Raw genomic sequence first — 18,147 nt, forward strand, 5'->3', positions numbered from 1 at the left:
CTGCTTTTTTTTAATGAAGATTTTTACGAGGGTGGAATATTTGAGTGGCTAAGAATGATGCGGCAGGATTTTTCACTTTTGCATTAAAAAATGGTACGGAATAGGAATAATCAGAATTTCCTGATCGGGGTTTAACTTTAATAACTGTTTAATCAATCAGATACATATTATCAGCGGCTTATTTAGATCCATTTTTTGATCAATGAACTGTCGTTGTTGAACGGCAACTTCCGATTTTCCTTAGACTATTTTAAGAATTATCTAACCGCGATGGGGCCACTCAGTATCAAATTTAGGAGGATAACCGCATGTTTGACAAAAATAAGGCGGCAATGAAGCCGCCCTAATAAGATTGGCAGGAAAATTAACGCCAGGATTTATAGCGGTTAATTAAGCCATTAGTGGAACTGTCATGGCTACTGATCTGCGATTCATTTTCCAGCTCTGGCAGAATACGGTTTGCCAGCTGTTTGCCCAATTCAACACCCCATTGGTCAAAGGTGAAGATGTTAAGAATCGCGCCCTGAGTGAAGATCTTGTGTTCGTACAGCGCAATCAGTGCACCCAGGCTGAACGGGGTGATCTCACGCAGCAGGATGGAGTTGGTTGGGCGGTTACCTTCGAAAACCTTGAACGGCACGATGTGAGCAACAGACTCAACGGATTTACCGGCATCGGTAAACTCTTTCTCGACCACATCACGAGATTTACCAAACGCCAGTGCTTCGGTCTGCGCGAAGAAGTTCGACAGCAGTTTCGGATGGTGATCGGTCAGTGCGTTGTGGGTCTGCGCCGGGGCGATAAAGTCGCAAGGGATCAGTTTGGTGCCCTGATGAATCAGCTGATAAAACGCATGCTGGCCGTTGGTGCCTGGCTCGCCCCAAATAATTGGGCCAGTCTGGTAATCCACCGGGTTACCTTCGCGATCCACGTACTTACCGTTGGACTCCATGTTGCCCTGCTGGAAGTACGCCGCGAAGCGGTGCATGTACTGGTCGTAAGGCAGGATGGCTTCGGTTTCGGCACCAAAGAAGTTGTTGTACCAGATACCAATCAGTGCCAGCAGCACTGGCAGGTTCTGTTCGGCTGGTGTGTTGGCAAAGTGGTTGTCCATCGCATGCGCGCCGCTCAGCAGCTGTTCGAAGTTCTCGAAGCCCACTGACAGGATGATCGACAAGCCAATCGCTGACCACAGTGAATAGCGACCGCCGACCCAGTCCCAGAACTCAAACATGTTGTCGGTATCGATACCGAACTCGCCCACCGCTTTACCGTTGGTCGACAGCGCAGCAAAGTGTTTGGCGACATGCTGCTGATCGCCCGCGGTTTTCAGGAACCAGTCGCGCGCGCTGTGGGCGTTGGTCATGGTCTCCTGCGTGGTGAAGGTTTTAGACGCCACGAGGAACAGGGTAGTTTCCGGGCTGAGATCTTTCAGCGTTTCGGCAATGTGCGTGCCATCCACGTTTGAAACAAAGTGCATGTTCAGGTGATTTTTATACGGGCGCAGCGCCTCCGTCACCATGAACGGACCCAGATCCGAACCGCCGATACCGATGTTGACCACGTCAGTGATCGCTTTGCCGGTATAACCTTTCCACTCACCGCTGATGATGCGCTCAGAGAAGCCTTTCATCTTCGCCAGCACCGCATTCACTTCTGGCATCACATCTTTGCCATCAACAATGATTGGCGTGTTGCTGCGATTACGCAAAGCAACGTGCAGCACGGCACGCTCTTCGGTGCGGTTGATCTTCTCACCAGAGAACATGGATTTGATGGCGCCCGCCAGATCGGTCTCTTTTGCCAGCGCCTGTAACTTATCGAGGGTTTCCTGGGTGATGCGGTTTTTTGAGAAATCCACCAGCATCTGATCGTCGAAAGTGGCAGAGAATTTCGCAAAACGATCGGCATCATCTTTAAACAGGTCGGCGATCTGCACCGATTTCATCTGGTCAAAATGCTGCTGCAGCGCTTTCCAGGCTGCGGTTTGTTTCGGATTGATATTTTTCATGGCAACACTCTTGTTGAAATAAGAACCGTCATTCCAGCCGGGCGCGTCCTGCTGGCCCAGCGTGCTAAGCATTTCTTGTGGCTGATACGCTACCGCGAACGGGTTTCAGTATGACCACAGTTGCAAACGAAGGGAAAAAATTTGTGACCGTGGCCGCAAGGTTTCAGGTTAATCCGGCGGCGATTGTCGATGTTCTGGCAAAAAAATTCCCTGTGCCGCATCAGCAAAAAGCCGCGTTTTTGCGCGCCGTTGACTACTTTAGGCGGGTGCGAGCGCCAGCGTTTGTTCTGCGATGCGCTGGCGTAATGCTAAAAAAGAATTTTCAACGTGTTGCAAGGCTGGACAGCAGAAGAATTAATCAGTATTTTGTGCCCGCGACTTGCACCTTTGGGTGCAAGCCAGAAGAGGCGCGTCGCCCAGGCAGTGTGTTTGAGGATCCGTATCCAACGACAACACATCATGGGGTGCGACGCCGAGATGGAACAACACGCGGAGTGTTGTCCTGTCGGCTGCAGGGGCTGAATCCTCTGGGTTGTCACCAGAAGCGTCCGCAGTCGGACGTTTCGCAAGGTGAAGTGCTTTTGGTGACTCATCTCCTGATCTTGTCTGTCCAATTCTGCTCTTCTCTTGTGCCAAGGCTGAAATCACCGCTTCCGTTTAACAACGGGAGAAAGCTAATCTGACACGAGGTTCGTTACATGTCTCAAAATCTGATCGTGGCGAAATTTGGCGGCACCAGCGTTGCCGATTTTGATGCCATGAACCGCAGCGCGGATGTTGTGCTCTCCGATGCCAATACCCGTTTAGTGGTGCTCTCTGCGTCTGCTGGCGTGACTAATCTGCTGGTTTCTCTGGCTGAAGGCCGGGAACTGGAACAGCGCGCGCACCTGCTGGACGAAATTCGCAATATTCAATACGCCATCATTGATCGCCTGCAATCCCCTGAAGTGATTCGCCAGGAGATTGATCGCATGCTGGAAAATATTCTGATGCTGGCGGAAGCCACTGCGCTGGCGACATCACATGCGCTGACCGATGAGCTGGTGAGCCACGGTGAGCTGATGTCCACCCTGCTGTTTGTGGAGGTCCTGCGTGAGCGTCAGGTCAATGCCGAATGGTTTGACGTGCGTAAAGTGATGCGCACCAGCGACCGTTTCGGTCGTGCTGAGCCTGATGTTGCCACGCTGAAAGAGCTGTCCACCGCGCAACTGGCTCCACGTGTTGCAGAAGCGCTGGTCATTACTCAGGGCTTTATTGGTAGCGAAGGCAAAGGGCGCACCACCACGCTGGGACGTGGCGGCAGCGACTATACCGCAGCACTGTTGGGGGAAGCCCTGCAGGCGTCGCGTGTGGATATCTGGACCGACGTGGCCGGTATCTACACCACCGATCCACGCGTGGTGCCCACCGCGAAACGCATCGAAGAGATCACCTTCGAGGAAGCGGCTGAAATGGCGATTTTCGGGGCGAAAGTGTTGCATCCGGCGACCTTACTGCCTGCGGTGCGCAGTGACATTCCGGTGTTCGTGGGTTCAAGCAAAGATCCGGCTGCGGGTGGCACGCGCGTGTGCAATGAAACCCAGAACCCGCCGCTGTTCCGTGCGCTGGCGCTGCGTCGTAAACAGACGCTAATGACGCTGCATAGCCTGAACATGCTGCACGCGCACGGCTTCCTGGCCGAAGTGTTTGCGATTCTGGCGCGCCATAACATCTCTGTCGATCTGGTCACCACTTCAGAAGTGAGCGTGGCGCTGACGCTGGATACCACCGGTTCTTCGACCACCGGTGAAAGCCTGTTGACGCAAGCACTGCTGACTGAGCTCTCTTCACTGTGCCGCGTGGAAGTGGAAGAGAACCTGGCGCTGGTGGCCATTATCGGCAATAACCTGTCGAAAGCCTGCGGCGTCGGCAAAGAGGTGTTTGGTGCCCTTGAGCCGTTTAACCTGCGCATGATCTGTTATGGAGCCAGCAGCTATAACCTGTGCTTCCTGGTACCAACGCCAGACGCAGAAGAAGTGGTGCGTGCGCTGCATAAGAATCTTTTTGGTTCTTAAGGCAACTTTTTAGCGCAATCCATCAAGCCGGACCTGGTCCGGCTTTTTTATTTTTGCGACAGGCAACAGGCGTGTGATATCTCGTTCACTGCCCTAAATGTAGCGGATATCTTCGCTGTTTACCCGGATTTGCCGCAGACGATCCGCATTTTATCCTGCCAGCGACTTCCCGCCTTACGTCACGATAATGAAATGTTATGATCCCGCGTCCGTCGCTGTGGTCGTTCCCCGCGCGGCACTTCATCTGTGGCATATGAAATAAATTAAAAAATATCTAAGGAAGTCTCTCCATGCTCGCCAAATTAACCCGCCTGTTCCCGCTTTGGGCCGTGCTGCTCTCGGTCGCGGCGTATTACTCACCCTCGACGTTCCTCGACATTGGGCCGTGGGTGACTTATCTGCTGATGCTGATCATGTTCGGCATGGGTGTCACTCTGAATATTGATGATTTCAAACGTGTGCTGACGCGTCCGGCACCGGTTATCGCCGGCACCTTTTTGCACTATCTGGTGATGCCACTCGCCGCCTGGGGCCTGGCAAAACTGTTCCATATGCCGCCGGATCTCTCGGCTGGGATGATTTTAGTAGGCAGCGTGGCCAGCGGCACCGCGTCCAACGTGATGATCTATCTGGCGAAGGGCGATGTGGCCCTGTCCGTGACCATCTCTTCAGTGTCTGCGCTGGTGGGTGTTTTCGCGACGCCGCTACTGACGCGCTTCTATGTCGATACCCACATTCAAGTTGATGTGATCGGCATGCTGCTCAGCATCGTTAAAATCGTGGTTATCCCGATTGGTCTGGGTCTGATCATCCACCACTCGATGAACAGTGTGGTGCGCCGTGTTGAGCCTTATCTGCCGGCATTTTCCATGGTCTGTATTCTGCTGATTATCAGCGCAGTGGTAGCGGGTTCTCAGGGCTTTATCGGTTCTGTCGGCCTGGTAGTGATTGCGGCGGTGATCCTGCATAACGCCATCGGCCTGCTGGGCGGTTACTGGGGCGGCAAGCTGTTTGGCTTTGACGAATCTACCTGCCGCACGCTGGCGCTGGAAGTGGGTATGCAAAACTCAGGTCTGGCAGCCACACTGGGCAAACTCTACTTCTCACCGCTGGCCGCGTTGCCGGGCGCGCTGTTCTCGGTGTGGCACAATCTGTCAGGTTCACTGCTGGCGGGTTACTGGTCGGGCAAACCGATAGAGAAGAAGCAGAAATAATAATGCGAGCGGGCGACCAATGAGCCGCCCGCTGTCTATTCGCTACAGTTTCAGATAAGCGCGAATCCCATCCAGAAACATCTGTGTTGCCAGCATAATCAAAATCAATCCCATTAACCGCTCCAGCGCGTTAACGCCTTTGTCACCCAACAGGCGTAAAAACAGTCCTGACATCAGCAGAATGACCACGGTCACGCCCCAGGCAATCAGCAATGCGCCAACCAAATGTGACATCTGATTAGGATATTGATGTGACAGCAGCATCAGCGTAGCTAACAGTGAAGGACCTGCGACCAGCGGAATCGCCAGCGGCACCAGAAACGGCTCTTCACCCGCCGGTAATCCGCTGGTGCTGGTTTCGCCAGAGGGGAAAATCATGCGAATGGCGATGAGGAACAGGATGATACCACCAGAGATCGAGACGGTTTCGGTGCGCAGATTGAGGAACGCCAGAATACGTTCGCCGGTAAACAGGAACAGCAGCATGATGATCAGTGCGATCAGCATTTCACGTATCAGCACCGCACGTCGGCGCTTGGGTTCGAGATGCTTGAGCACCGACATAAAAATCGGCAGGTTGCCCAGCGGGTCCATAATTAACAGCAGCAATATGGTCGCAGATATCATTTCAGTCATAGGTAAAAGCCATCCCTTTTTCCCGTCATTTTTTAAACTGAGGTGCGTTGGCGACGACAGGCTTCCGAAACGCTGACTCGCCTAGCCGTCGAGATACTCCGAATCTCCGCCTGCCCGTACCTCGATTCACTGAGGGGAGTATTAGTTGTACTGCTGAAAAAGTTGGCGCTATCGAATTAATTCACTTGCCAGAAAGCCTGCATTTTGTAGAGTTGGAGGTCGCAGGTAAACCTGATTATTACGCAGATCAACTGGATATTCCGCTTGGTCTTTTCCTCGCACCACGAAGGGCACAGTGAAAACGCCCCGGACGGACAGAAAATGAAGAATGTAGGCTTTATTGGTTGGCGTGGCATGGTCGGCTCTGTGCTGATGTCACGCATGAGTGAAGAACGTGATTTTGATGTGATCAATCCGGTCTTCTTCTCCACGTCTCAGCTTGGTCAGGCGGCACCGACATTCGGCGGCAAGTCGACTGGTGCGCTGCAGGATGCTTTTGATATCGAGGCGCTGAAGGCGCTGGATATTATTATCACCTGCCAGGGCGGTGACTACACCAGTGAAGTTTACCCTAAGCTGCGTGAAAGCGGCTGGCAGGGTTACTGGATTGATGCAGCCTCGACGCTGCGCATGAAAGATGACGCCATCATCATTCTCGATCCGGTTAACCACAACGTGATTCGTCAGGGCCTCGATAACGGTATCAAAACCTTCGTCGGCGGCAACTGCACCGTCAGCCTGATGCTGATGTCACTCGGCGGCCTGTTCGCGAACGATCTGGTGGAGTGGGCGTCTGTCGCCACTTACCAGGCGGCTTCAGGCGGCGGTGCGCGCCATATGCGTGAACTGCTGACGCAAATGGGCATGCTGCACAACCACGTGGCCAAATCGCTGCAAGATCCGGCCTCGGCGATTCTGGAAATTGAACGCAGCGTCACCGATTTCACTCGTTCTGGCACTTTGCCGACCGACAATTTCGGCGTGCCGTTAGCCGGCAGCCTGATCCCGTGGATCGACAAGCAGTTGGATAATGGCCAGACGCGCGAAGAGTGGAAAGGCCAGGCAGAAACCAACAAAATCCTGCGTACCAGCAGCCCGATCCCGGTTGATGGTCTGTGTGTGCGCGTCGGTGCACTGCGTTGCCACAGCCAGGCGTTCACCCTGAAGCTGAAAAAAGATATTCCGCTGAACGAAATCGAACAGCTGCTGGCTTCTCACAACGAGTGGGTGAAAGTGGTGCCAAACGACCGCGAAATCACTATGCGTGAGCTGACGCCTGCGGCCGTCACCGGCACGCTGACCACGCCAGTTGGCCGACTGCGCAAGCTGAACATGGGGCCGGAATACCTTTCTGCCTTCACCGTGGGTGACCAGTTGCTGTGGGGCGCGGCTGAACCGCTGCGCCGCATGTTGCGTTTGCTGATCGACTAAGCGCAGCGACAAATCAGACAGGCCGGGGTTTCCCGGCCTTTTTTGTAATCCAGGCTGCAAAACTTAACGCAAATTGCGCCTGACAAGTGATCCGCTTCCCCTTTTTGCTCGTCTAACAAGATTTTTTTGCTTTCCCCCCTGGCTTCTGCCAGCCCCAAGCTATGATTTAACAGTGATGTGCCGGTTGTTAACTGTTTTTGCTTTCCGAACTGAATGGTTGTTGTACACGGCTAAGATCTTCTCCCATGGACGGTGTCCTCTCTTGCTGGTGTATGTATGGCTCAATGAAAAGCAGCGCACCAGAGGCGGCATTGTTGTCCACTCCGGTCGCCTGCGCGAAATCATAGGAAGAAAGTCATGTCAGAGCTTCCCGATCGCCATGCGATCAATGCCCTTTTTGCCGGGAATTATGCCGATCCCTTCTCATTTCTGGGGATGCACCAAACTGTCGAAGGCCTCGAAGTGCGTGCACTGCTGCCTGATGCCTCCGAAGTCTGGGTGATTGAAACCAACACCGGACGCAAATGCGCGCAGCTTAAATGCCTCGATTCGCGCGGCTTCTTCAGCGGGGTGATCCCCCGTCGTAAAAACCTGTTTCGCTATCAACTGGCGGTCACCTGGCACGGCCAGCAAAACCTGATCGACGATGCCTATCGCTTCGGCCCGCTGCTGGCGGAAATGGACGCCTGGCTGCTGGGCGAGGGCACGCATTTGCGGCCCTACGAAACCCTGGGAGCGCACGGCGTGACCATTGATGGTGTCAGTGGCACGCGATTCTCGGTGTGGGCACCCAATGCACGCCGGGTTTCCGTCGTCGGTGAGTTCAACTTCTGGGACGGTCGCCGCCATCCCATGCGCTTCCGCCGTGAACTGGGTGTCTGGGAACTGTTTGTGCCGGGTGCCGTGAACGGCCAGCTCTACAAATATGAAATCATTGATGCGTCAGGACAGATGCGTATCAAGGCCGATCCCTTTGCCTTTGAAGCGCAGATGCGACCACAAACGGCGTCGATGATTTGTGGCCTGCCGCCAAAAATAGAGATGCAGCCGCAGCGCAAAGCTGCCAATGCCTTTGATCAGCCGATCTCGATTTACGAAGTGCACTTGGGTTCGTGGCGCCGCCACACCGACAACAATTTCTGGCTGAGCTACAAAGAGCTGGCGGAACAGCTCATTCCTTATGTGAAAGAGATGGGCTTCACCCACATTGAGCTGTTGCCGATCAACGAACACCCGTTTGATGGTAGCTGGGGCTATCAGCCTCTTGGCATGTATGCGCCGACGCGTCGCTTCGGCACGCGCGATGAGTTTCGTCACTTTATCGCGGCGGCGCATGATGCGGGCATCAACGTGCTGCTCGACTGGGTGCCAGGCCATTTTCCGAGTGATGACTTCGGGTTGGCGAAATTCGACGGCACCGAACTGTATGAGCACAGCGATCCGCGAGAAGGCTTCCATCAGGACTGGAACACGCTGATCTACAACTTTGGTCGCCGTGAAGTCAGTAATTACCTCTCCGGTAATGCACTTTACTGGATGGAGCGATTCGGCATTGACGGTTTACGTGTGGATGCGGTGGCTTCCATGATCTATCGCGATTACAGCCGCAAAGAGGGCGAGTGGATCCCTAACCACTTTGGCGGGCGTGAAAATCTTGAAGCGATTTCCTTCCTGCGCCACACCAATCGCACGCTAGGTCGTGCGGCACCGGGCACCATCAGCGTGGCGGAAGAGTCCACCGATTATCCAGGCGTGACACGCCCCTCTGAAGATGGCGGTCTCGGCTTCTGGTTCAAATGGAACCTCGGCTGGATGCACGACACGCTCGACTACATGAAGCTCGATCCAGTGCACCGTCGTTATCATCACAATCTGATGACCTTCGGCATGCTCTACAACTACACCGAAAACTTCGTGCTGCCGCTGTCGCACGATGAAGTGGTGCACGGCAAACGTTCGATACTCGATCGCATGCCCGGCGATGCGTGGCAGAAGTTCGCCAACCTGCGTGCTTATTACGGCTGGATGTGGGGCTTCCCGGGCAAAAAGCTGCAGTTTATGGGCAACGAGTTTGCTCAAGGCCGCGAGTGGAATCACGATTCGAGCCTCGACTGGCATCTGCTGGAGGGTGAGGATAACTGGCACAACGGCGTACAGCGTCTGGTGCGCGATCTCAACCACAGTTACAAACACTTCACGCCATTACATCAACTGGATTTCGATGCGCAGGGCTTTGAATGGCTGGTGGTTGATGACCACGAAAACTCGGTGTTTGTGTTTGCACGCCGTGACCGTGAGGGCAATGAAATCATCGTTGCCAGTAACTTCACGCCGGTGACGCGCCACGACTACCGTTTTGGCGTTAATCAGCAGGGGGGCTGGCGTGAAGTGTTGAACACCGATCAACAGGATTATCACGGCAGTGATGTGCGCAATCATGGTGTGGTGCATACCGATGCGATTGAGAGCCACGGTCGTGCGCAATCGATCAGCCTGACTTTGCCGCCGCTGGCCACGATTTGGCTGGTGCGGGAGGGAGACTGATGCTGGAGACCGGGCAACCGACGCCGTTGGGCGCTCATTACGATGGGCGCGGCGTTAACTTTACGCTGTTTTCTCGTCACGCTGAGCAGGTGGAGCTATGCCTGTTTGATGCTCACGGCGTTGAACGGCGCTTTCCGCTGCCCGCTCGCAGTGGGGATATCTGGCACGGCTATTTTCCGGCATTAAAGCCCGGCCAGCGTTATGGCTATCGTGTGTATGGGCCGTGGTCGCCTCAACAAGGGCATCGCTTTAACCCCGCCAAACTGCTGGTGGATCCCTGTGCCAAAGCAGTGGTGGGGGATGTGCCGGACGATCCGCGTTTCAACAGTGGCGATCAGCAGCCAGACAGTCAGGATAACGCCGCGATCGCGCCAAAATCCTTGGTCATCAGTGAAGACTTCGATTGGGAGACGGATAAGCCGCTGCGTACGCCGTGGGGCAAGACCGTGATTTATGAAGCTCACGTGCGCGGCCTAACTCAGCAACATCCGGAAATTCCGGAAAGGCTGCGCGGGACTTATGCGGCACTGGGCCATCCTGCTATGGTGAAGTACTTACAACATCTTGGCATTACCGCGCTGGAGCTGCTGCCGATTGCGCACTTCGCCAGCGAGCCGCGTTTGCTACGACTCGGGCTGAGCAATTACTGGGGTTACAACCCGTTCGCGCTGTGGGCGGTGGATCCCCGCTACGCGTCTGGCGAGCAGGGTTTAACGCCCTTGCAGGAGTTTCAGCAGGCGGTCAAAGCGCTGCATGCGGCGGGTATCGAAGTGATCCTCGATGTGGTGTTCAACCACACCGCCGAACTGGAAGAGATTGGCCCCAATATTTCACTGCGCGGCGTGGATAACGCCAGCTATTACTGGCTCGACGCGCAGGGCGATTATCAAAACTGGACCGGCTGCGGCAACACGCTCAATCTCAGCGATCCGCAGGTGATGGAATGGGCATTAGAAGCGCTGCGCTATTGGGTGCGGGACTGCCATATCGATGGCTTCCGTTTTGACCTTGCCAGCGTGCTAGGCCGTACGCCTGACTATCGCCAGGATGCGCCGTTGTTCACCGCTATTAAAGCCTGTCCGGTACTGTCACAGGTCAAATTGATTGCTGAACCGTGGGATATCGGCCCCGGCGGCTATCAGGTGGGCAATTTTCCCGCAGGATTCGCGGAATGGAACGACCATTTCCGCGATGCCGCGCGCCGTTACTGGCTGCACGGCCAGCTCAATAATGGCGAGTTTGCCCGGCGCTTTGCGGCTTCCAGTGACGTATTCCAGCGTGAAGGGCGCTTACCGCACGCCAGTATCAATCTGATCACCGCGCATGACGGCTTTACGCTGCGTGACGTAGTGAGCTTCAACAACAAACACAATCAGGCCAACGGCGAGGACAATCGTGACGGCAGCAGCAGCAACTTCAGCCATAACCATGGCAAAGAGGGGCTACAGGTCAATTTCGATATTGTCGAACGTCGTCGGCGTAGCGTGCACGCCTTACTCACGACGCTACTGCTGGCGCAAGGTACACCGATGCTGCTGGCCGGGGATGAGCGCGGTCACAGCCAGCACGGTAACAATAACGCTTACTGCCAGGACAACCCGCTTACCTGGTTGCACTGGCATCAGGATGATTTTGGACTGGTCGACTTCACTGCCGCGTTAATCCGGCTGCGTCAGCGTATTCCCGCGTTGACGGCAGACCGCTGGTGGCAGGAGGGCGATGGCAATGTGCAGTGGTTCAATGCCAGCGGCAAACCACTGGGAAATGAGGAGTGGGAACAGGGGGCGCACAGAATGCAGATCCTGCTCTCCAGCCGCTGGTTAATAACAATCAACGCCACGGAATCGGTGAGTGACCTTGCCTTACCAGACGGAGAGTGGCGTGCCATTCCTCCTTTCGCCGGGGAAGATAACCCCATCCTGACAACTGTCTGGCACGGGCCCGCACACGGCGTGTGTGTGTTCCTAAAGCAATCATAAGGAGTCAGACATGGTTAAGTTAGATAGAACAGATCCACTGATGCTGGCGCGCCAGCTCCCTACACAAACGGTGGCCTTGATCCTTGCTGGCGGGCGCGGTACGCGTCTGAAAGATCTCACCGCGAAACGCGCCAAACCTGCCGTTCATTTCGGCGGCAAGTTCCGCATCATCGACTTTGCGCTGTCGAATTGTATCAATTCGGGTATTCGGCGCATTGGCGTGATCACCCAATATCAGTCGCATACATTAACGCAGCACATCCAGCGCGGCTGGTCGTTATTCAACGAAGAGATGAATGAATTTGTTGATTTGCTGCCGGCGCAGCAGCGTGCATCCACCGAGCATTGGTATCGCGGTACTGCCGATGCGGTTTCGCAGAACCTCGACATCATTCGCCGCTATCGCGCGCAATACATCGTGATTCTCGCCGGGGATCATATCTACAAAATGGATTACTCGCGGATGTTGCTCGATCACGCTGAACGCGGCGCGAAGTGCACTATCGCCTGCTTACCCGTGCCGCTCGCCGAAGCCACGGCGTTTGGTGTGATGGCGGTGGATGCGGACAACAACGTGATCGATTTTGTGGAAAAACCGCCGAAACCCCCTTCAATGCCGGGTGATGACTCCAAAGCGCTAGCCAGTATGGGCATCTACGTGTTCGACGCGGATTATCTCTACCAACTGTTGGAAGAGGATTTGCTGATCCCCGAATCGACCCATGATTTCGGCAAAGATCTGCTGCCGAAAATTGTCGCCAGCGGTGAGGCGTATGCGCACTCCTTCACCTTATCGTGCGTGCAGAACGATGAAAACGCCGAGCCTTACTGGCGTGACGTCGGAACGCTGGAAGCCTACTGGCGCGCGAATCTCGATCTGGCCTCGGTCACGCCAGAACTGGATATGTACGACCACGACTGGCCAATCCGTACGCATATGGAACCCTTGCCGCCCGCCAAATTTGTGCAGGATCGCTCGGGCAGCCACGGCATGACGATGAATTCACTGGTTTCCGGCGGCTGCATTATCTCCGGTTCGGTGGTGGTGAATTCGGTGCTGTTTCCACGCGTGCGTATCAACTCGTTTTGCAATATCGACTCATCGGTGCTGTTACCAGATGTGGTGATCAATCGTTCCTGTCGTCTGCGCCGTTGCGTGATCGATCGCGCCTGCGTGATTCCGGAAGGCATGGTGATTGGTGAAAACCCAGATGAAGACAGCCGCCGTTTTTACCGTTCAGAAGAAGGCATCGTTTTGGTGACGCGCGCCATGCTGGCCAAATTGGCTGGCTGACCACGAAAGCTACGAGCAAGACATACAGGCAATCGCCGCGGGGAACGCGCGATAACACAATAGGGGTCCAGGATGCAGGTTTTACATGTCTGTTCAGAACTTTTCCCGCTGTTAAAAACAGGCGGGTTGGCTGATGTTGTCGGCGCATTGCCTCAGGCTCAAATTGCCGGTGGAACGGATGCGCGGGTACTGATTCCCGCGTATCCGGATCTGCGAAAAGGGATTCCTGATACCGAAATCGTGGCGGAGTTACATACTTTTGCTGGGCCGGTCCGTTTATTATTTGGACAATTTAACGGTGTTGGCATTTATTTAATAGATGCGCCGGGATTGTATGAGCGTCCCGGTAGCCCTTATCACGACACATCGCAGTTTGCCTACGTGGATAACTATCTGCGTTTTGCGCTGCTGGGCTGGATGGGCGCCGAGCTGGCCAGCGGGTTGGATACATACTGGCAACCCGATGTGGTGCACGCGCATGACTGGCACGCAGGGCTGACCTGCGCCTATATTGCGGCACGAGGTCGCCCGGCGAAAACGGTGTTTACCGTGCACAACCTGGCGTACCAGGGGTTATTCAATGCGCGTCACCTTGATGAGATTCAGCTACCGCGCGCCTTTTTTGACATGCACGGGTTAGAGTTTTTCGGGCAAATTTCGTATCTCAAGGCGGGATTATTTTATGCCGATCATATTACGGCAGTTAGCCCTACGTATGCTCTGGAAATCACCCGGCCAGAATTTGGTTATGGCATGGAAGCGCTGCTAGAGCAGCGTCTGAAAGAGGGACGGTTAAGTGGCATCCTAAATGGCGTTGACCCTGGTATTTGGGACCCGGCGCACGACCTGCTGCTGACGGCGCGTTACGATCGGGAAACGCTGGAGAGCAAGGCGGAGAACAAGCGCCAATTGCAGATCGCCATGGGCCTGAAGGTGGATGACAAAGTGCCCGTATTTTGTGTCATCAGTCGTTTGACCAAACAGAAAGGGCTGGATCTGGTGCTGGAAGCGTTACCGGGGCTACTGGCGCAAGGCGGCCAGTTGGTGCTGTTGGGCCAGGGCGATGCAGAGTTACAACAAGGTTTCCTCGCTGCGGCGGCGGAACATCCAGGCAGCGTCGGCGTGCAGATCGGTTATCACGAAGCTTTCTCGCACCGTATTGTCGGTGGCGCCGATGTGATTATGGTGCCGAGCCGCTTTGAGCCGTGCGGCTTAACCCAGTTGTACGGTTTGAAATACGGCACATTGCCGTTAGTGCGCCGCACCGGCGGGCTGGCAGATACCGTGCAGGACAGTTCGCTGGAGAACCTCGCTGACGGGGTCGCAAGCGGTTTCAGTTTTGAAGACAGTAACGCCTGGTCGCTGCTCCGCGCGATTCGACGTGCTTTTGTCCTCTGGTCCCGTCCTTCTCTCTGGCGCTACGTTCAGCGGCAGGCGATGGGGATGGATTTTAGTTGGCAGGTGGCCGCACAAGCCTACCGCGATCTTTATCAACGTTTGCTGTAATCAGAGATTGGGATACTGGATATGAATGCACCTTTCACCTATGCCTCACCCACGCTAACGGTTGACGCACTGAAGCACTCAATCGCCTATAAACTGATGTTTACTATTGGTAAAGACCCGTCGATCGCCAATCAGCATGAGTGGCTTAACGCCGCCTTGCTGGCAGTGCGCGATCGTATGGTGGAACGTTGGTTGCGCTCCAGCCGTGCGCAGCTGTCGCAGGATGTGCGTCAGGTTTACTACCTGTCGATGGAGTTCCTGATGGGACGCACGCTGGGCAATGCACTGCTGGCGATGGGCATCTATGACGATCTCAATCAGGCGCTGGACGAGATGGGGCTCGATCTCAGTGAACTGATGGACGAAGAGAACGATCCGGGGCTTGGCAATGGCGGCCTGGGTCGTTTAGCGGCCTGTTTCCTCGACTCGCTCGCCACGCTCGGCTTGCCGGGACGCGGTTATGGCATTCGTTATGACTACGGCATGTTCAAGCAGAACATTGTCGACGGTCAGCAGCGTGAATCTCCGGATTACTGGCTGGAATACGGCAATCCGTGGGAGTTCCAGCGCTTCAATACCCGCTATAAAGTCCGCTTTGGTGGCCGTCTGCAGCATGAAGGCGCGCGCGTACGTTGGCTGGAAACCGAAGAGATTATCGCGGCGGCTTACGATCAAATCATTCCCGGTTTCGACACCGATGCCACCAACACGCTGCGCTTGTGGAGCGCGCAGGCCAGCAATGAGATCAACCTCGGCAAGTTTAACCAGGGTGATTACTTTGCGGCGGTGGAAGATAAAAACCACTCAGAGAACGTATCGCGCGTGCTCTATCCGGATGATTCTACCGATTCTGGTCGTGAACTGCGTTTACGTCAGGAGTATTTCCTCGTCTCCGCCACGGTGCAGGATATTTTGAGTCGCCACTGGCAAATGCATGAAACCTGGGACAACCTGGCGGATAAAATTGCTATCCATCTCAATGACACCCACCCGGTTTTAGCCATCCCTGAATTGATGCGCTTGTTGATCGACGAGCACAAGTTCAGCTGGGATGACGCTTTTGAGGTCACTTGCCAGGTGTTCTCGTACACCAACCACACGTTGATGAGTGAAGCGCTGGAAACCTGGCCGGTGGACATGTTCGGCAAGATTCTGCCGCGCCATCTCAGCATCGTGTTTGAAATCAATGATTACTTCCTGAAAACCATCCAGGAATATTATCCGGACGATTGGGATTTGATGTCGCGCATCTCGATCATCGACGAAAACAACGGCCGTAAGGTGCGCATGGCGTGGCTGGCGGTGGTGGTCAGCCACAAGGTGAATGGCGTTTCAGAGCTGCATTCCAATCTGATGGTGCAGTCGCTGTTTGCTGATTTCGCGCGTCTGTTCCCGGGGCGTTTCTGTAATAAAACCAACGGCGTGACGCCGCGTCGCTGGCTGGCGCTGGCTAACCCGGCGCTGTCCGATGTATTAGACGAGACTATCGGTCGCACCTGGCGTACCGACCTCAGTCAGTTGAGTGAACTGACGCCGCACATTGATTATCCGGCCTTCATCGAGCAGATTGCCGATGCCAAGTTCGCCAACAAAAAGCGTCTGGCGGATTGGGTGGCGAAGAATATGGATATCGTGCTGGATCCGCATGCTCTGTTCGATGTGCAGATCAAACGCATTCACGAATACAAACGTCAGTTGCTCAATGTGTTACATGTCATCACGCGCTACAACCGCATCAAAGCTGATCCTACTGCGGATTGGGTGCCACGCGTGAATATCTTTGCCGGTAAAGCGGCATCCGCCTATTACGTGGCGAAGCACATCATTCATTTGATCAACGATGTGGCCAATGTGATCAACAACGATCCCCAGGTGAGGAACAAGCTGAAGGTGGTGTTTATTCCCAACTACAGCGTAAGCCTGGCGCAGATCATTATTCCGGCGGCGGATCTCTCTGAGCAAATTTCCACCGCGGGAACCGAGGCATCGGGTACCAGTAACATGAAGTTTGCCCTCAACGGCGCGTTGACCATCGGTACGCTGGATGGTGCGAACGTCGAGATGCGCGAGCATGTTGGTGAGGAGAATATCTTTATCTTCGGCAACACCACGCCGCAGGTCGAGCAGCTGCGCAAGGATGGCTACAACCCGCGTAAATATTATGAGGAAGATGCCGAGCTGCACCAGGCGCTGACGCAAATTGCCAGCGGCGCATTCAGTCCAGGTGAGCCAGGTCGCTATCGCAATCTGTTTGATGCGTTGGTGAATTTCGGCGATCACTACCAGCTGCTGGCCGATTATCGCAGCTATGTCGATGCGCAGGATAAGGTGGATAAGCTCTATCGCCAGCCAGATGAGTGGCAGCGCTGTGCGGCATTGAATATCGCCAATATGGGCTACTTCTCAGCGGACAGAACGATTCAGGAATACGCGGATGAGATCTGGCATATTTCGCCGGTGAGGTTGTAAAGCAAGCAGTCTAAAGGGCGGGGGCTAACGCAGTCTGGTATGGGTTTGCGGCTGGCGTACTCGCGCCGCTGACGCGGTTCCTTCACTTCATTCGTCAGCCTGGCGGACCGGCGGGGATGGCACATCGTGTGCCGCCCAGCCTTTCGCCCGCGTCCTGCGGGCTCTCCTGGCAGGCTCATTCTGTTCAGCGCTGTGGATTGCCAGCCCCTGAGCTATCCCAGCCTGCTCCTTCGCTTCCCTGCGCGTAGTTAACAATAACTATGATCCCAAAATCATTTAAACGCAGCCAACGCATCTGCCGTTCGCAGGATGAAGGGGATTACTTCAGAGTGATGCTCTTCACAATGGCATCGGCATCGCTCTGCGCCTGCTGCTGGTTATCCGCTGGCAGGGTAATTTGCAGGGTCAGCAGTTTGCCATCCACTTTTGCCAGGATCACGGAAGACCATGACGTCTGGTTGTTGGCCGAAATCACGGTATCCAGCTGCTGAGCAGGTTGATCTTTCAGCGTCACCGCTTTATTGGAAACCACCTGCAACTGCGGATCGCGACCGCGCTGTTGTTGTTCCAGACGCTGTGACAGGGCATCCAGCGCTTCGTTGGTTGGGTCACCAGCAATCACGATAATGGCGCGCTGACCGGTTTCATCGGCGTACACATGCATATTGGTGGATTCAGAACCGAGCTTGCCGCTCTTATCCGACATGCCCGCAGGCAGAGTGAAGCTCAGCTTGCCGTCCATCAGGTTGACAGTCTGGGCCGACTGGCTGGCGCTGGCACCGTTGCTGCCCGCAGCAGCATCCTCTTTCTTCTGGTCACAGGCCGCGAGACCCAATACCAACAAACCAATACCTGCATATTTCACTAAGTTACGCATTCTTTTCCCTTTTACATGATTCCAGTCGTTCAGGCTTTTAGCCTAAATAATTCAAGCGTCAAAAAGGTCGCCAGCGCGTCTCCCCGGCGCTTACGTGAGTAAGGAAGTGGGAAAACCGCGCGCGGCCAACAG

General features: G+C 54.9%; 11 protein-coding genes and 1 riboswitch. Of the genes, 8 read left to right on the forward strand and 3 right to left on the reverse strand.

The features are described 5' to 3' along the window. Positions 1 to 364: 364 nt before the first annotated feature. Positions 365 to 2,011: a glucose-6-phosphate isomerase gene (pgi, locus tag IAE30_RS19020; RefSeq protein ID WP_182056476.1), complete on the reverse strand. Its 1,647-nt coding sequence runs from the start codon at positions 2,009 to 2,011 to the stop codon at positions 365 to 367. Positions 2,012 to 2,405: 394 nt separating this feature from the next. Continuing rightward, positions 2,406 to 2,600: riboswitch (Lysine riboswitch) on the forward strand. Between the two features lie 109 nt (positions 2,601 to 2,709). Between pgi and lysC the strand changes: the two genes are divergently transcribed. Beyond that, the gene (gene lysC / locus IAE30_RS19030) at positions 2,710 to 4,065 is read left to right on the forward strand and encodes a lysine-sensitive aspartokinase 3 (RefSeq protein WP_045815758.1); all 1,356 of its coding nucleotides are present in this window, start codon (positions 2,710 to 2,712) and stop codon (positions 4,063 to 4,065) included. Positions 4,066 to 4,355: 290 nt separating this feature from the next. Continuing rightward, entirely contained in the window at positions 4,356 to 5,279 is a 924-nt protein-coding gene (panS, locus tag IAE30_RS19035) for a ketopantoate/pantoate/pantothenate transporter PanS (protein WP_200537986.1), read from the forward strand. Between the two features lie 42 nt (positions 5,280 to 5,321). On the opposite strand, the gene IAE30_RS19040 is transcribed toward panS, so the two are convergent. Beyond that, positions 5,322 to 5,915: a YhgN family NAAT transporter gene (locus tag IAE30_RS19040; protein WP_034827091.1), complete on the reverse strand. Its 594-nt coding sequence runs from the start codon at positions 5,913 to 5,915 to the stop codon at positions 5,322 to 5,324. A 321-nt stretch (positions 5,916 to 6,236) separates the two neighbouring features. Here IAE30_RS19040 and asd point away from each other — a divergent pair, with 321 nt between their 5' ends. From asd to glgP, 6 genes are all read left to right on the forward strand, one after another. Further along, positions 6,237 to 7,346 (forward strand): aspartate-semialdehyde dehydrogenase, encoded by a 1,110-nt coding sequence (gene asd / locus IAE30_RS19045; RefSeq protein WP_038643710.1) that lies wholly within the window; start codon positions 6,237 to 6,239, stop codon positions 7,344 to 7,346. A gap of 357 nt (positions 7,347 to 7,703) precedes the next feature. Continuing rightward, complete coding sequence (glgB, locus tag IAE30_RS19050) at positions 7,704 to 9,890, forward strand: 1,4-alpha-glucan branching enzyme (protein ID WP_200680726.1); 2,187 nt, start codon at positions 7,704 to 7,706, stop codon at positions 9,888 to 9,890. Continuing rightward, positions 9,890 to 11,869: a glycogen debranching protein GlgX gene (gene glgX, locus IAE30_RS19055; protein ID WP_038643706.1), complete on the forward strand. Its 1,980-nt coding sequence runs from the start codon at positions 9,890 to 9,892 to the stop codon at positions 11,867 to 11,869. The genes glgB and glgX overlap by 1 nt, the downstream gene beginning before the upstream one ends. Before the next feature lie 10 nt (positions 11,870 to 11,879). Then, positions 11,880 to 13,163 (forward strand): glucose-1-phosphate adenylyltransferase, encoded by a 1,284-nt coding sequence (glgC, locus tag IAE30_RS19060; protein WP_038643705.1) that lies wholly within the window; start codon positions 11,880 to 11,882, stop codon positions 13,161 to 13,163. 72 nt (positions 13,164 to 13,235) lie between these two features. Then, entirely contained in the window at positions 13,236 to 14,669 is a 1,434-nt protein-coding gene (glgA, locus tag IAE30_RS19065) for a glycogen synthase GlgA (RefSeq protein WP_038643704.1), read from the forward strand. Between the two features lie 21 nt (positions 14,670 to 14,690). Beyond that, the gene (gene glgP / locus IAE30_RS19070; protein ID WP_200680728.1) at positions 14,691 to 17,138 is read left to right on the forward strand and encodes a glycogen phosphorylase; all 2,448 of its coding nucleotides are present in this window, start codon (positions 14,691 to 14,693) and stop codon (positions 17,136 to 17,138) included. 319 nt (positions 17,139 to 17,457) lie between these two features. Here the strand turns inward: glgP and IAE30_RS19075 are convergent, their stop codons facing one another. Next, positions 17,458 to 18,015 (reverse strand): DcrB family lipoprotein, encoded by a 558-nt coding sequence (locus tag IAE30_RS19075; protein ID WP_200537990.1) that lies wholly within the window; start codon positions 18,013 to 18,015, stop codon positions 17,458 to 17,460. Positions 18,016 to 18,147: the final 132 nt, after the last annotated feature.

Source organism: Pantoea sp. S61, assembly GCF_016625145.1.
Classification (GTDB): domain Bacteria; phylum Pseudomonadota; class Gammaproteobacteria; order Enterobacterales; family Enterobacteriaceae; genus Pantoea; species Pantoea rwandensis_B.

Excerpts from the sequence above, each read along its gene's own strand:
- pgi (WP_182056476.1), bottom strand. The coding sequence starts at position 2,011 with ATGAAAAATATCAATCCGAAACAAACCGCAGCCTGGAAAGCGCTGCAG.
- lysC (WP_045815758.1), top strand. The coding sequence starts at position 2,710 with ATGTCTCAAAATCTGATCGTGGCGAAATTTGGCGGCACCAGCGTTGCC.
- panS (WP_200537986.1), top strand. The coding sequence starts at position 4,356 with ATGCTCGCCAAATTAACCCGCCTGTTCCCGCTTTGGGCCGTGCTGCTC.
- IAE30_RS19040 (WP_034827091.1), bottom strand. The coding sequence starts at position 5,915 with ATGACTGAAATGATATCTGCGACCATATTGCTGCTGTTAATTATGGAC.
- asd (WP_038643710.1), top strand. The coding sequence starts at position 6,237 with ATGAAGAATGTAGGCTTTATTGGTTGGCGTGGCATGGTCGGCTCTGTG.
- glgB (WP_200680726.1), top strand. The coding sequence starts at position 7,704 with ATGTCAGAGCTTCCCGATCGCCATGCGATCAATGCCCTTTTTGCCGGG.
- glgX (WP_038643706.1), top strand. The coding sequence starts at position 9,890 with ATGCTGGAGACCGGGCAACCGACGCCGTTGGGCGCTCATTACGATGGG.
- glgC (WP_038643705.1), top strand. The coding sequence starts at position 11,880 with ATGGTTAAGTTAGATAGAACAGATCCACTGATGCTGGCGCGCCAGCTC.
- glgA (WP_038643704.1), top strand. The coding sequence starts at position 13,236 with ATGCAGGTTTTACATGTCTGTTCAGAACTTTTCCCGCTGTTAAAAACA.
- glgP (WP_200680728.1), top strand. The coding sequence starts at position 14,691 with ATGAATGCACCTTTCACCTATGCCTCACCCACGCTAACGGTTGACGCA.
- IAE30_RS19075 (WP_200537990.1), bottom strand. The coding sequence starts at position 18,015 with ATGCGTAACTTAGTGAAATATGCAGGTATTGGTTTGTTGGTATTGGGT.